This is a genomic window from Citrobacter sp. ABFQG (assembly GCF_004322975.1).
GTDB classification, from domain to species: domain Bacteria; phylum Pseudomonadota; class Gammaproteobacteria; order Enterobacterales; family Enterobacteriaceae; genus Citrobacter; species Citrobacter freundii.
The window spans coordinates 48,172-62,169 of sequence record NZ_CP036435.1 but is presented as its reverse complement, the minus strand read 5'-3'; the positions used below and the strand labels follow the sequence as shown (position 1 = coordinate 62,169).

General features: G+C 52.7%; 12 protein-coding genes. 8 read left to right on the top strand and 4 right to left on the bottom strand.

Annotation, left to right across the window (positions count from 1 at the left end; genetic code table 11):
* The first annotated feature begins 20 nt into the window (after positions 1–20).
* From tdcC to WN16_RS00255, 7 genes are all read left to right on the top strand, one after another.
* On the top strand, positions 21–1,352 hold the full coding sequence (gene tdcC, locus WN16_RS00285) for a threonine/serine transporter TdcC (protein ID WP_003024875.1): 1,332 nt from the start codon (positions 21–23) through the stop codon (positions 1,350–1,352).
* A gap of 31 nt (positions 1,353–1,383) precedes the next feature.
* Entirely contained in the window at positions 1,384–2,592 is a 1,209-nt protein-coding gene (gene tdcD / locus WN16_RS00280; protein WP_032950289.1) for a propionate kinase, read from the top strand.
* 28 nt (positions 2,593–2,620) lie between these two features.
* On the top strand, positions 2,621–4,915 hold the full coding sequence (pflB, locus tag WN16_RS00275; RefSeq protein ID WP_003024871.1) for a formate C-acetyltransferase: 2,295 nt from the start codon (positions 2,621–2,623) through the stop codon (positions 4,913–4,915).
* Positions 4,916–4,928: 13 nt separating this feature from the next.
* Positions 4,929–5,324, top strand: a complete 396-nt coding sequence (locus tag WN16_RS00270; protein ID WP_003024870.1) for an enamine/imine deaminase — start codon at positions 4,929–4,931, stop codon at positions 5,322–5,324.
* A gap of 87 nt (positions 5,325–5,411) precedes the next feature.
* On the top strand, positions 5,412–6,776 hold the full coding sequence (tdcG, locus tag WN16_RS00265; RefSeq protein WP_032937305.1) for an L-serine ammonia-lyase: 1,365 nt from the start codon (positions 5,412–5,414) through the stop codon (positions 6,774–6,776).
* 283 nt (positions 6,777–7,059) lie between these two features.
* On the top strand, positions 7,060–8,391 hold the full coding sequence (locus WN16_RS00260) for an amino acid permease (RefSeq protein WP_016151027.1): 1,332 nt from the start codon (positions 7,060–7,062) through the stop codon (positions 8,389–8,391).
* Between the two features lie 24 nt (positions 8,392–8,415).
* Positions 8,416–9,726, top strand: a complete 1,311-nt coding sequence (locus tag WN16_RS00255; protein WP_032937307.1) for a serine dehydratase subunit alpha family protein — start codon at positions 8,416–8,418, stop codon at positions 9,724–9,726.
* Positions 9,727–9,780: 54 nt separating this feature from the next.
* Here the strand turns inward: WN16_RS00255 and WN16_RS00250 are convergent, their stop codons facing one another.
* A complete protein-coding gene (locus WN16_RS00250) occupies positions 9,781–9,930 on the bottom strand; it encodes a hypothetical protein (RefSeq protein ID WP_086504593.1) in 150 nt (49 codons plus the stop codon).
* Between the two features lie 26 nt (positions 9,931–9,956).
* Complete coding sequence (locus tag WN16_RS00245) at positions 9,957–10,658, bottom strand: pirin family protein (RefSeq protein WP_044700960.1); 702 nt, start codon at positions 10,656–10,658, stop codon at positions 9,957–9,959.
* A 104-nt stretch (positions 10,659–10,762) separates the two neighbouring features.
* Between WN16_RS00245 and yhaJ the strand changes: the two genes are divergently transcribed.
* Positions 10,763–11,659 (top strand): DNA-binding transcriptional regulator YhaJ, encoded by an 897-nt coding sequence (gene yhaJ / locus WN16_RS00240; RefSeq protein WP_003024855.1) that lies wholly within the window; start codon positions 10,763–10,765, stop codon positions 11,657–11,659.
* Between the two features lie 109 nt (positions 11,660–11,768).
* Here yhaJ and WN16_RS00235 read toward each other — a convergent pair whose 3' ends face one another.
* Both WN16_RS00235 and WN16_RS00220 read right to left on the bottom strand, forming a co-directional pair.
* On the bottom strand, positions 11,769–12,134 hold the full coding sequence (locus WN16_RS00235; RefSeq protein ID WP_016151025.1) for a DUF805 domain-containing protein: 366 nt from the start codon (positions 12,132–12,134) through the stop codon (positions 11,769–11,771).
* Positions 12,135–12,997: 863 nt separating this feature from the next.
* On the bottom strand, positions 12,998–13,984 hold the full coding sequence (locus tag WN16_RS00220) for a glutathione S-transferase family protein (protein ID WP_044700956.1): 987 nt from the start codon (positions 13,982–13,984) through the stop codon (positions 12,998–13,000).
* Positions 13,985–13,998: the final 14 nt, after the last annotated feature.

Genomic DNA, 13,998 nt, shown 5'->3' with positions numbered 1-13,998 from the left:
TACTTCGTTGAGGATAGGATATGAGTACTACTGATAGCATTGTATCCAGCCAGACAAAACAGTCGTCCTGGCGCAAATCGGACACCACCTGGACACTGGGTTTATTTGGTACAGCCATCGGCGCTGGGGTGCTGTTCTTCCCTATCCGCGCAGGTTTTGGCGGACTGATCCCCATTCTGATCATGCTGGTGTTAGCATACCCCATCGCGTTCTATTGCCACCGTGCGCTGGCACGCCTGTGTCTTTCCGGTTCTAATCCTTCCGGTAACATCACAGAAACGGTTGAAGAGCACTTTGGTAAAACGGGCGGCGTGGTTATCACGTTCCTCTACTTCTTTGCGATTTGTCCGCTGCTGTGGATTTATGGCGTCACCATTACCAACACCTTTATGACCTTCTGGGAAAACCAGCTGCAAATGCCAGCATTGAACCGTGGCTTTGTGGCGCTGTTCCTGTTGCTGCTGATGGCATTCGTCATCTGGTTTGGTAAAGATCTGATGGTTAAAGTGATGAGCTACCTGGTATGGCCGTTCATTGCCAGCCTGGTGCTTATCTCTCTGTCACTGATTCCTTACTGGAACTCAGCGGTTATCGATCAGGTTGATATCAGCAATATCGCTCTGACTGGCCATGACGGCATCCTGGTTACCGTATGGCTGGGTATTTCCATCATGGTGTTCTCTTTCAACTTCTCGCCAATCGTTTCTTCCTTCGTGGTCTCTAAACGCGAAGAGTATGAGAAAGATTTCGGTCGCGAATTTACCGAGCAGAAATGTTCTAAAATCATCTCCCGCGCCAGTATGCTGATGGTTGCAGTGGTAATGTTCTTCGCCTTTAGCTGCCTGTTCACGCTGTCTCCGGCAAACATGGCGGATGCGAAAGCGCAGAACATTCCAGTACTGTCTTATCTGGCGAACCACTTCGCTTCACTGTCCGGGACGAAGTCCACCTTCGCGACCGTTCTGGAATACGGTGCTTCTATTATCGCCCTGGTTGCTATCTTCAAATCGTTCTTCGGCCACTACCTGGGTACGCTGGAAGGTCTGAACGGTCTGGTGCTGAAGTTTGGTTACAAAGGCGATAAGACCAAAGTTTCCGCCGGCAAACTGAACACCATCAGCATGATCTTCATCATGGGCTCCACCTGGGTTGTGGCTTACGCCAACCCGAACATCCTGGACCTTATTGAAGCAATGGGCGCGCCGATTATTGCCTCTCTGCTCTGCCTGCTGCCGATGTATGCCATCCGTAAAGCGCCATCACTTGCGAAATACCGTGGCCGTCTGGATAACGTGTTTGTTACCGTGATTGGTCTGCTGACCATCCTGAACATTGTCTACAAACTGTTTTAATCCTTAAGCTCAGGATGAGCGGAGTAGTGAAATGAATGAGTTTCCGGTAGTACTGGTTATTAACTGTGGTTCGTCTTCCATTAAATTCTCAGTGCTGGATGCAGCTAACTGTGAAGTTTTAATGGCGGGAATCGCGGACGGTATTAACTCTGAAAATGCGTTCATAGCAATTAATGGAGGAGAGCCAGCTAAGCTGGCTCACCACAGCTACGAAGACGCATTGAAAGCAATTGCCGTTGAACTAGAGAAACGTAATTTAATGGACAGCGTGGCCTTAATTGGCCACCGCATTGCCCACGGCGGAAATATCTTTACCGAATCAGCAATTATTACTGACGAAGTTATCGATAATATCCGCCGGGTATCGCCGCTAGCACCGTTACATAATTATGCGAACCTGAGTGGGATCGAATCTGCTCAGCACCTTTTCCCTGGCCGGCAGCAGGTTGCGGTATTTGATACCAGCTTCCACCAGACGATGGCCCCTGAAGCCTATTTGTACGGTTTACCGTGGAAATATTTCGAAGAGTTGGGCGTTCGTCGTTACGGCTTCCACGGCACGTCGCATCGCTATGTTTCTCAGCAAGCGCATGACCTTCTTGACCTGCAGAGTGATGACTCGGGTCTGGTTGTGGCTCACCTGGGGAACGGTGCGTCAATCTGTGCGGTGCGTAACGGGCAGAGCGTTGATACCTCAATGGGCATGACGCCGCTGGAAGGGTTGATGATGGGGACACGCAGCGGCGACGTCGATTTCGGCGCGATGGCGTGGATTGCCAGCGAAACCAACCAGACGCTGAGCGACCTTGAGCGCGTAGTGAATAAAGAGTCCGGTTTACTGGGTATTTCCGGTTTGTCTTCTGACTTACGTACGTTAGAAAAAGCCTGGCACGAGGGACATGAGCGTGCGCAGCTGGCGATTAAAACGTTTGTGCATCGTATCGCGCGTCATATCGCCGGCCATGCTGCATCGCTGCATCGTCTTGATGGGATTATTTTCACCGGTGGCATAGGTGAGAACTCGGTATTAATTCGTCGTCTGGTTATTGAGCACCTTGCTGTTTTAGGCGTGAATATCGACAACGAAATGAATAGTCTGCCAAATTCCCATGGCGAAAGAATTATCTCAAATAAAGATGCTCGTGTTGTTTGTGCGGTAATTCCCACAAACGAAGAGAAAATGATTGCACGTGATGCCATTGCATTAGGCAAAATTAATACATCAGTAGAATTTGCATAATTAATTTTCAGCAGAGAGATTATTTTTCATGAAGGTAAATATCGATACCAGCGATATGCTGTATGCCGAAGCCTGGAATGGCTTTAAAGGTACGGACTGGAAAGAAGAAATTAATGTCCGTGATTTTATTCAGCACAACTATACGCCTTATGAAGGGGATGAATCTTTCCTCGCCGAAGCAACGCCTGCGACCACTGCATTGTGGGAAAAAGTTATGGCGGGCATCCGTATTGAAAACTCGACGCACGCGCCGGTTGATTTCGATACCAATATTGCTACCACGATAACCGCGCATGATGCGGGTTATATTGAACAAGAACTGGAAAAAATCGTTGGTCTGCAAACGGATAAGCCGCTCAAGCGCGCTCTGCATCCGTTTGGCGGCATCAACATGATCAAAAGCTCTTTTGATGCTTATGGTCGTGAGATGGATGCTGATTTTGAATACCAGTTTACTGAACTGCGTAAAACCCATAACCAGGGCGTATTCGACGCCTACTCTCCGGATATGCTGCGCTGCCGTAAATCCGGCGTGCTGACCGGTCTGCCGGACGGCTATGGCCGTGGCCGTATTATCGGTGACTATCGCCGCGTGGCGCTGTACGGTATCCGCTACCTGGTGCGCGAGCGTGAACTGCAGTTTGCCGATCTCCAGTCGAACCTGGAGTGGGGCCAGAATCTTGAAGCCACGATTCGCCTGCGTGAAGAGCTGTCTGAGCACCGTCGCGCTCTGCTGCAAATGCAGGAAATGGCGGCGAAGTATGGCTGCGATATCTCCCGCCCGGCACGTAATGCGCAGGAAGCGGTGCAGTGGGTGTACTTTGCTTACCTGGCTGCGGTGAAATCGCAGAACGGCGGCGCGATGTCGCTGGGCCGTACCGCATCGTTCCTCGACATCTACATTGAGCGCGATTTCAAAGCGGGGATTTTAAACGAGCAGCAGGCGCAGGAGCTGATCGACCACTTCATTATGAAGATCCGTATGGTGCGCTTCCTGCGTACGCCGGAATTCGACACCCTGTTCTCAGGCGACCCTATCTGGGCGACCGAAGTTATCGGTGGTATGGGGCTTGATGGCCGCACGCTGGTGACGAAGAACTCGTTCCGCTATCTGCATACGCTGCACACCATGGGCCCGGCACCAGAGCCGAACCTGACGGTGCTGTGGTCTGAACAGCTACCAATCGCCTTCAAAAAATACGCCGCCCAGGTGTCGATCATTACCTCGTCTTTACAGTACGAAAACGACGATTTGATGCGTGCCGACTTTGACAGCGATGACTATGCCATTGCCTGCTGCGTCAGCCCGATGGTTATCGGCAAACAAATGCAGTTCTTCGGGGCGCGTGCCAACCTCGCCAAAACGTTGCTGTACGCAATCAACGGCGGTGTGGATGAGAAGCTGAAAATCCAGGTCGGGCCGAAAACGGCACCGCTGATGGATGACGTGCTGGACTACGACACGGTGATGGAGAGCCTGGACCACTTTATGGACTGGCTGGCCGTGCAGTACATCAGCGCGCTGAACATCATCCACTACATGCACGACAAGTACAGCTACGAAGCATCGCTGATGGCGCTGCACGATCGTGATGTCTATCGCACGATGGCCTGTGGTATGGCGGGTCTGTCCGTGGCGGCGGATTCTCTGTCGGCTATCAAATATGCTCGCGTGAAACCGATTCGCGATGAAAACGGTCTGGCGATTGATTTTGAAATCGAAGGAGACTATCCGCAATACGGCAACAACGACGAGCGCGTAGACAGTATTGCCTGCGATCTGGTCGAGCGCTTTATGAAGAAAATTAAAGTGTTGCCAACCTACCGTAACGCGGTGCCGACGCAGTCCATTCTCACCATCACCTCCAACGTGGTGTACGGACAGAAAACTGGTAACACGCCGGACGGACGTCGCGCAGGTACGCCGTTTGCGCCAGGGGCAAACCCGATGCACGGCCGCGATCGTAAAGGTGCGGTGGCGTCGTTAACCTCGGTCGCCAAACTGCCGTTCACCTATGCCAAAGACGGTATCTCGTACACCTTCTCCATTGTACCGGCAGCGCTGGGCAAAGAGGATGGAGTGCGTAAAACCAACCTGGTCGGTCTGCTGGACGGTTACTTCCACCATGAAGCGCATGTGGAAGGTGGTCAGCATCTGAACGTTAACGTTATGAACCGTGAAATGTTGATGGATGCCATTGAGCACCCGGAAAACTATCCGAACCTGACGATCCGCGTGTCTGGCTATGCGGTGCGCTTCAACGCGCTGACCCGCGAACAGCAGCAGGATGTTATTTCACGTACTTTCACCCAGGCGCTCTGACGCCGGAGGGACTATGAGAAAAGTTATTGCAACCGAATGTGCGCCAGGGGCTATCGGGCCTTACGTACAGGGTGTGGATCTGGGCAGCATGGTGTTGACGTCAGGTCAAATCCCGGTGTGTCCACAGACCGGTGAAGTGGCTGAAAACGTATCCGATCAGGCGCGTCAAAGCCTGGAAAACGTGAAAGCGATTGTCGAGTCTGCAGGTTTGAAAGTGAGCGATATCGTCAAGACCACCGTTTTCGTTTCCGACCTGAACGACTTCGCCACCATCAATCAGGTTTACCAGCAGTTCTTTGATGAGCATAAGGCAATCTACCCTACACGCAGCTGCGTGCAGGTCGCCCGCTTACCAAAGGATGTGAAGCTGGAGATTGAAGCCATCGCCGTACGTGGCGACACGCTGTAATCCCTTGCGGGGCGATCTCAGGATCGCCCCGATCCTTAATGAGTGTGAAACCTGGTCTTCACTGAACGGCAATCCGAGGGTGTGGATATGATTAGCGCATTCGATATTTTCAAGATTGGCATTGGACCTTCCAGCTCCCATACCGTGGGGCCAATGAACGCTGGTAAAAGCTTTATCGATCTGTTGGTCAGCTGCGGGGAACTTTCCAAGGCTACACATATTGTGGTCGATCTTTATGGATCGCTTTCCCTGACCGGAAAAGGTCATGCAACAGATGTCGCCATCATGATGGGACTGGCCGGTAACAGTCCGCAAAATGTTAATATAGATTCAATCGCTGGTTTTACTCAGGAAGTGGCCCGTACCGGACGTTTACCGGTTGCAGGGGGCACGCATGTTGTCGATTTTTCCCCAGACGAAAATATTCTCTTTCATACCGAAACGCTGCCGCGCCATGAAAATGGTATGCGTATCACAGCGTGGAACGGCAGCGAGACGCTATTAAGCAAAACCTATTACTCCGTCGGCGGTGGTTTTATCGTTGAAGAGGAGCAATTTGGTCAGGCGCATGATGTTGAAGCACACGTACCCTACAATTTTCATTCCGCCAGCGAACTGCTGAAACTGTGCGAGCGCAACGGGCTGTCTGTTTCCGGCCTGATGATGCAAAACGAACTGGCGATGCGCAGCAAAGAAGAAATCGATGCTGGCTTTGCTGCCATTTGGGACGTTATGCACGCTGGAATTGAGCGCGGCATGAACACCGAAGGCGTACTGCCGGGTCCACTGAACGTCCCGCGCCGCGCCGTGGCATTACGTCGGTTGCTGGTTTCCAGCGATAACCTGTCCAGCGACCCGATGAACGTTATCGACTGGATCAACATGTTTGCGCTGGCCGTGAGCGAAGAAAACGCCGCCGGATGCCGGGTTGTGACGGCACCGACCAATGGAGCATGTGGGATTATCCCTGCTGTCCTGGCCTATTACGACAAGTTCCGCCGCCCGGTGAATGCAAACTCCATTGCCCGCTACTTACTGGCCGCTGGGGCGATAGGCGCGCTGTATAAGATGAATGCCTCTATTTCTGGTGCCGAAGTGGGTTGCCAGGGGGAAATTGGCGTCGCTTGTTCAATGGCAGCAGCCGGGCTGACCGAGTTGCTCGGCGGTAGCCCGTCTCAGGTGTGTATTGCGGCGGAAATCGCCATGGAGCATAACCTGGGACTGACCTGCGATCCGGTCGCCGGACAGGTACAAATACCGTGTATTGAGCGCAATGCGATCAACGCGGTAAAAGCCGTCAACGCTGCGCGTATGGCGCTACGTCGAACATCTGAGCCACGCGTTTCGCTCGATAAAGTGATCGAGACCATGTATGAAACGGGCAAAGATATGAACGACAAATACCGTGAAACGTCACGTGGTGGTCTGGCTATCAAAGTGATTTGCACTTAACTAAATTTGTGTTTATTTCTCCTTTGGGCGCACTTGAGTGCGCCCTTTTTTTTGTTGTGATCCGCTTCAAAAAGGGAAATTAATCCCATTTTGTAAATATAAAATAGAAAAATTTTATTAAACATTATGAAATGAGGGGGTATTTATGTGAAGTTTTTCTCTGACCCTCGGCGTATGATTTCTCCATTCTAACGAACTCGCCTGCACGACTCGTACCGCGTATCGCATTGATGCGGAACGGAAAAATAATAAAACCTTACCCTACATTTTGAGCGAGATTTTTATGGAAACGGCAACGAATAACAGCGTAATACTCGACGCATCTGCTCCGGCGCGTCGGGCGGGGATGACCGAAAGTGAATGGCGTGAAGCCATTAAATTCGACAGCATGGACACTGGCTGGGTCATTATGAGTATCGGTATGGCAATTGGCGCGGGGATTGTTTTTCTTCCCGTCCAGGTAGGATTGATGGGGCTGTGGGTGTTCTTACTCTCTTCTATCATCGGCTATCCAGCCATGTATTTGTTCCAGCGCCTGTTTATCAACACGCTGGCTGAGTCCCCAGAGTGTAAAGACTACCCGAGCGTGATCAGCGGCTATCTGGGTAAGAACTGGGGCATCCTGTTAGGTGCGTTGTATTTTGTGATGCTGGTTATCTGGATGTTTGTCTATTCCACCGCCATCACCAACGATAGCGCCTCTTATCTGCACACGTTTGGCGTTACTGAAGGTTTACTGTCCGACAGCCCGTTCTATGGCCTGGTGCTGATTTGCATCCTGGTGGCCATCTCGTCACGCGGGGAAAAACTGCTGTTTAAAATCTCCACCGGCATGGTGCTGACCAAGCTGCTGGTAGTGGCAGCGCTTGGCGTATCGATGGTTGGGATGTGGCATTTGTATAACGTAGGTTTACTGCCGCCGATGGCGCTGCTGATCAAAAACGCGATCATAACGTTGCCATTTACGCTGACCTCAATTCTGTTTATTCAGACATTAAGCCCGATGGTTATCTCGTATCGTTCTCGCAACAAATCCATTGAAGTGGCGCGCCATAAAGCCCTGCGAGCGATGAATATCGCGTTCGGTATTCTGTTCGTGACCGTCTTTTTCTACGCCGTTTCCTTCACGTTGGCGATGGGCCATGACGAAGCGGTTAAAGCTTATGAGCAGAATATTTCCGCTCTGGCGATTGCCGCGCAGTTTATCAGCGGTGCGGGTGCTGGTTGGGTGAAAATCGTCAGCGTAGTTTTGAACATCTTTGCCGTTATGACCGCTTTCTTCGGCGTCTACTTAGGTTTCCGTGAAGCGACTCAGGGGATCGTAATGAACGTGCTGCGCCGCAAAATGCCAGCCGAGAAAATCAACGAAACCCTGGTTCAGCGCGGCATTATGATTTTTGCCATCCTGCTGGCCTGGAGTGCAATTGTGCTCAATGCGCCAGTACTGAGCTTCACCTCTATTTGTAGTCCTATCTTCGGCATGGTGGGTTGTCTGATCCCGGCCTGGCTGGTCTACAAAGTTCCTTCACTGCACAAATACAAAGGCGCTTCCCTGTATCTGATTATTATCACGGGCCTGCTGCTGTGCGTTTCTCCGTTCCTGGCATTTTCCTGAGTTATCTGAGCAAAGGTTGTTGTTATGTTTGAGACTACATTGAATCCATTATGGGATAGTTTTATCCGCGCGGTACAGGAAGAGGTTAAGCCTGCGCTGGGTTGTACGGAACCTATCTCTCTGGCGCTGGCGGCAGCGGTCGCATCCTCTGAGCTGGACGGCGCGGTTGAACGTATCGATGCGTGGGTCTCACCGAACCTGATGAAAAACGGCATGGGCGTTACCGTGCCGGGTACCGGAATGGTCGGGTTACCTGTCGCGGCGGCGCTGGGTGCGCTGGGGGGAAATGCCCGTGCTGGTTTAGAGGTACTGAAAGATGCGTCGCCCCAAGCAATCGCTGATGCGAAAGCGATGTTGAGCGCTGGCAAGGTTGCGGTGATGCTGCAGGAACCTTGCGAGGATATCCTCTTTTCCCGCGCGAAGGTTTACAGCGCTGAAGGATGGGCGTGCGTGACGATTGTGGGCGGTCATACCAACATCGTCCACATCGAGACCAATAAGGGTGTAGTGTTCACCACAGAACAGAATACTCAGGAAGAGGAGCTGGAGTCGCCGCTGGCGGTATTGTCTCACACATCGCTGGAAGAGATTCTGGCGTTCGTGAACGCGGTACCGTTTGAGTCGATCCGCTTTATTCTTGATGCGGCAAAGCTGAACGGTGCGCTGTCTCAGGAAGGGCTGCGCGGTAACTGGGGCTTGCACATCGGAACCACGCTTGAGAAGCAGTGCGCGCGTGGCCTGCTGGCGAACGATCTCTCCACCTCTATTCTGATCCGCACCAGTGCGGCATCGGATGCGCGAATGGGCGGGGCGACGCTGCCGGCCATGAGCAACTCCGGATCCGGCAATCAGGGGATTACCGCGACTGTTCCGGTCATGGTGGTGGCCGAGCACTTTGGCGCGGATGAGGAGAAACTGGCACGTGCGCTAATGTTGTCTCACCTGAGCGCTATCTACATCCATCATCAGCTTCCGCGTTTGTCTGCGCTGTGCGCAGCAACCACAGCGGGGATGGGCGCAGCAGCGGGGATGGCATGGATCGTGGATGGCCGCTACAACACCATCGCGATGGCGATCAGCAGCATGATTGGCGACGTGAGCGGAATGATTTGCGATGGCGCTTCAAACAGCTGCGCGATGAAAGTCTCAACCAGCGCATCTGCGGCGTGGAAAGCGGTGCTGATGGCACTGGATGATACTGCCGTAACCGGAAACGAAGGGATTGTGGCGCATAACGTGGAACAATCTATCGCTAACCTGTGTGCGCTGGCGTGTCGGTCGATGCAGGAAACCGACAAGCAGATCATTGAGATCATGGCCAGTAAGGCGCATTAATCTCCAGGTCGGGTAAGGCGTTGCCGCCACCCGGCATAAGTCTAAGCCGCCTTTTCAGGCGGCTTCTTCGTCTTCCAGCCGTAGCTCGGCATCGGCCACAATCGCTTCCAGCTCTGTCAGCATTTCTTCATAGCCGAAGGGAACCGTTTCCCGTTTTTTCAGCTCAACCTGCGGCTGGCGTTTTTTTGATGATTTCTTGCTCAATAGTCGTACTCCATTGTTTTCCCTGACTATACGGGCAAATCTATCAGCAAAGCGCGCAGCGGGGTATCGGCGACTAACGTTATGTTAGTTTCGTCACGAATAAATGCCCCATCGCCACAGGTGAGCGCTTCTTTTTCGGCGCCAGCCGTCACCGCATGGAATCTGCCGTGAATCGACTGTAAATAAGCGCGTGGCCCATGTAACTGAAAACTCAGCGATTCACCTTGCTGCAGTTCAACGTGGTGCACCCATACCTGTTGACGCAGATGCAGGCTGCCTTGTTCACCGTCCGGCGAGGCCAGCAGCTGATGCTTACCGGTACCCAGCGTGGCTTTCTGTACGCAGGCGTTTTCACGCTGCGGGCAGGCGTCCAGCCAGAGCTGCATCCGCGTTAACGGTTTGTCTTTGCTGATATTGTGTTCGCTATAGCTAATCCCGGGCTGTGTCGCGAGCAGTAAAACTTCTCCTGCTTTGGCCTTGATATGGTTGCCTTCGCTGTCTCGGTACTCCGCTTCCCCTTCGAGGATCAGATTGACGATATCCACCTTCGGATAGGTCCGTGGCTGGAAAGAGGCCCCCGGTGCCAGAACTTCCTGGTTCAGAACACGCAGCGAGGCATAACCCAGCAGTTTAGGATCAAAATAGTGTCCAAAGGAGAAGGTATAACGGGCCTGCAGCCAGCCGTAGTCTGCTTGCCCGCATTGTTTGGCTGTACGGGTAGTAATCATAGTTCTTGACCTCTCTTTACTTCCTTTTATGTTAAATGGCTAGACGCTGCATTGTTAGCCAGATATTCTGCCTGGTATGTTCAAATTTCCTGAATGAGAACGAGATGGCTAAAGAAAGGGCTTTAACGCTTGAGGCGTTACGCGTCATGGACGCAATAGACAGGCGCGGCAGCTTTGCCGCCGCAGCAGACGAACTGGGGCGCGTGCCTTCCGCACTTAGCTATACCATGCAGAAGCTGGAGGAAGAGCTGGACGTGGTACTGTTTGACCGTTCAGGCCACCGTACAAAATTCACTAACGTCGGGCGTATGCTGCTGGAGCGTGGGCGCGTACTGCTGGAAGCTGCGGATAAGCTGACTACCGATGCCGAAGCGTTGGCTCGCGGATGGGAAACGCATTTGACTATCGTTACCGAAGCACTGGTGCCAACGGCGGCGTTTTTTCCGCTGATCGACCGACTGGCCGGGAAGGCCAATACCCAGCTTTCCGTCATTACCGAAGTTCTGGCCGGGGCGTGGGAGCGTCTTGAGCAGGGGCGGGCGGATATCGTGATTGCGCCGGATATGCATTTTCGCTCATCCTCAGAAATCAACTCGCGCAAGCTGTACTCGCTGATGAACGTGTATGTGGCGGCACCGGATCATCCTATCCACCAGGAGCCGGAACCGTTATCGGAAGTCACCCGCGTGAAATACCGTGGGATCGCTGTGGCGGATACCGCCCGTGAGCGTCCGGTACTCACGGTTCAATTGCTGGATAAACAGCCGCGTCTGACGGTGAGTACGATAGAAGATAAACGTCAGGCGCTGCTGGCCGGATTGGGCGTAGCGACAATGCCGTACCCGCTGGTGGAAGAGGATATTGCAGCTGGTCGACTGCGGGTCGTTAGTCCGGAATCGACAAGCGAGATAGATATTATTATGGCCTGGCGTCGTGACAGCATGGGCGAGGCGAAATCCTGGTGTCTGCGAGAAATTCCCAAGCTGTTTGCGGGTAAATAGCCTGACTGTTACGCCGGATGCGGTGCAATTGCACCTTATCCGGCCTACAGGACGGAGATATGTTGTAGGCCTGATAAGCTAACGCCTTCAGGCATCTATACGTACTACGTCAGGACAGCTGTTTGGGGTCAGCGCCGAAGCGATTGCTCCCCGGAGTGCCGTTTTGACAGTTGAAAATGATGATGACCAACCAGCCGACGATCGGGATCAATAGCACCAGCAGCCACCAGGCTGAACGGTCGGTGTCATGTAAACGCCGGAACTGTACCGCCCACCACGGGATAAAGACCAGAACCCCGTAAATCGTCGTTAATATGCCTTCTCCTCCGGCGCGCTCCCAGCCAAACATTCTGTCCAGAATGCCCAGCACGAACGTGAAGATGATGTTGACCAGCACAAACATCCAGTATTCTTTACGACGCGCGCGGCCACCAAAACCAAAGTAATTCTTTAATACGTTTAAATACCAATCCATTTTTGCCTCGTTCTGCGTTCAATTACTTGTTTTTAAAGCAATCAAATTAAGAATAGCTGCGAATGGAATGCTGGTAAATATTTGTGTTGTTAATTATTTGGCCTCCAAACGGGCAATGCCGATCAGTTAAGCATGTATGGTGAACATGTGATTCTTGCTCAGGGTTCCGTTCACCTCATGTGCGTTGCTTCTCTGATATCTTTATACCCGTGAACGGGCAAGGGAGGCTCACCGCCGCCTCCCTTGCAACCCAGGCTCCCGGCGGGAAAATCGTCGCTGCGCGATGTATTCGTCTTATTCCGTCTGCCTGTCGGGTCGGAGCCGAGCCTGCGTCCATGCAGGCCGTCCCCTCTGCCCGCATCCCTGCGGGCAGCCCCGGTCAGCCGTCAACGCCTCATCGATTTTCAGCCGGACCGGGGTCATCGCTGTAATGCTCTGACTTCCAGTTAAATCTGATTTGCTGTTCAGATATATTCAAAAAAACGCAGATGGTCAGGTGTGGGCTGGTCCGGCTGAAAATTGCCGACGTGTTTCCGTAAGGCCGGGAGAACCCGCATGGATGCGGGTTCAGGGCGCGTTTTACAGGGACGTTTCCTCGCGCCCGACCCGGTAGCCTGGAGGAATAAGCGGAGGGTATTGCACAGCAACAATTTTCCTGCCGGGAGCCGGGATTGTAAAGGGCGTGGCGGAGAACGCCCTTTACACGTTCACAGGAATCGGTGCTTCAGAGAAACGATGAACATGAGGTGAACGGAACCCTTTCCCTGAAATAGCATATTCATTACCTCCGCCAGCACATGTTGATGCCTTTCGAAACTGAGGCGTTAACTGAACAGCATTACCCAAACGGAGGCCAGTGTAAATCAGGCGAAACGCTCGTCACGCCCATGAGGTTCGCTGAGATCCTGCCACGGGCCGATTGAAATAATACCGGTCGGGTTGATTGTTTTGTGGCTACGGAAGTAGTGATGACGGATATGGTCAAAGTTGACGGTCTCCGCAATGCCCGGCATCTGGTAGATATCGCGCAGAAAACCGTACAGATTCAGGTAGTCACTGATGCGGTGTTTGTCGCACTTGAAGTGGGTGACATAAACCGGATCAAAGCGCACCAGCGTGGTCCACAGGCGAATATCGGCCTCAGTTAGCTGGTCACCGGTCAGGAAGCGATGCTGACCCAGGATCTGCTCCAGTCGTGCCAGAGATTGAAAGACTTTTTCCACGGCATCGTCGTAGGCTTCCTGGCTGGTGGCAAATCCCGCTTTATACACGCCGTTATTGACGTTGTCATAAATCCAGCCGTTTAGCTCGTCGATTTTGCTTTGCAGGGCAGGTGGATAGTAATCCCCGGCTTTCGCACCCAGCGCATCAAACGCAGTGTTAAACATGCGGATGATTTCTGCAGATTCGTTGCTGACAATAGTGTGTTTTTTTTTGTCCCACAGTACCGGAACGGTCACCCGACCGCTGTAGTGCGGATCGGCGTGTAAATAGAGCTGATAAAGAAATTCGTGCTGATACAGGGGATCGCCGGTTGCCGCTGGGAAGTTGTCGTCAAAGGTCCAGCCGTTTTCCAGCATTAACGGATGCACAACGGAAACGGAAATAAACGGTTCCAGCCCTTTAAGTTTACGCAAAATCAGTGTGCGATGCGCCCACGGACAGGCCAGAGAAACGTACAGATGATAACGGTCTTTTTCGGCAGCAAAGCCACCTTCACCGGTCTGGCCAGGCGCGCCATCTGCGGTGAGCCAGTTACGGAAAGCCGATGCAGAACGTTGAAATTTCCCGCCGGTTGATTTGGTATCGTACCAGGTGTCATGCCAGACGCCGTCAATCAGTTGTCCCATTTTATCGTCTCCTC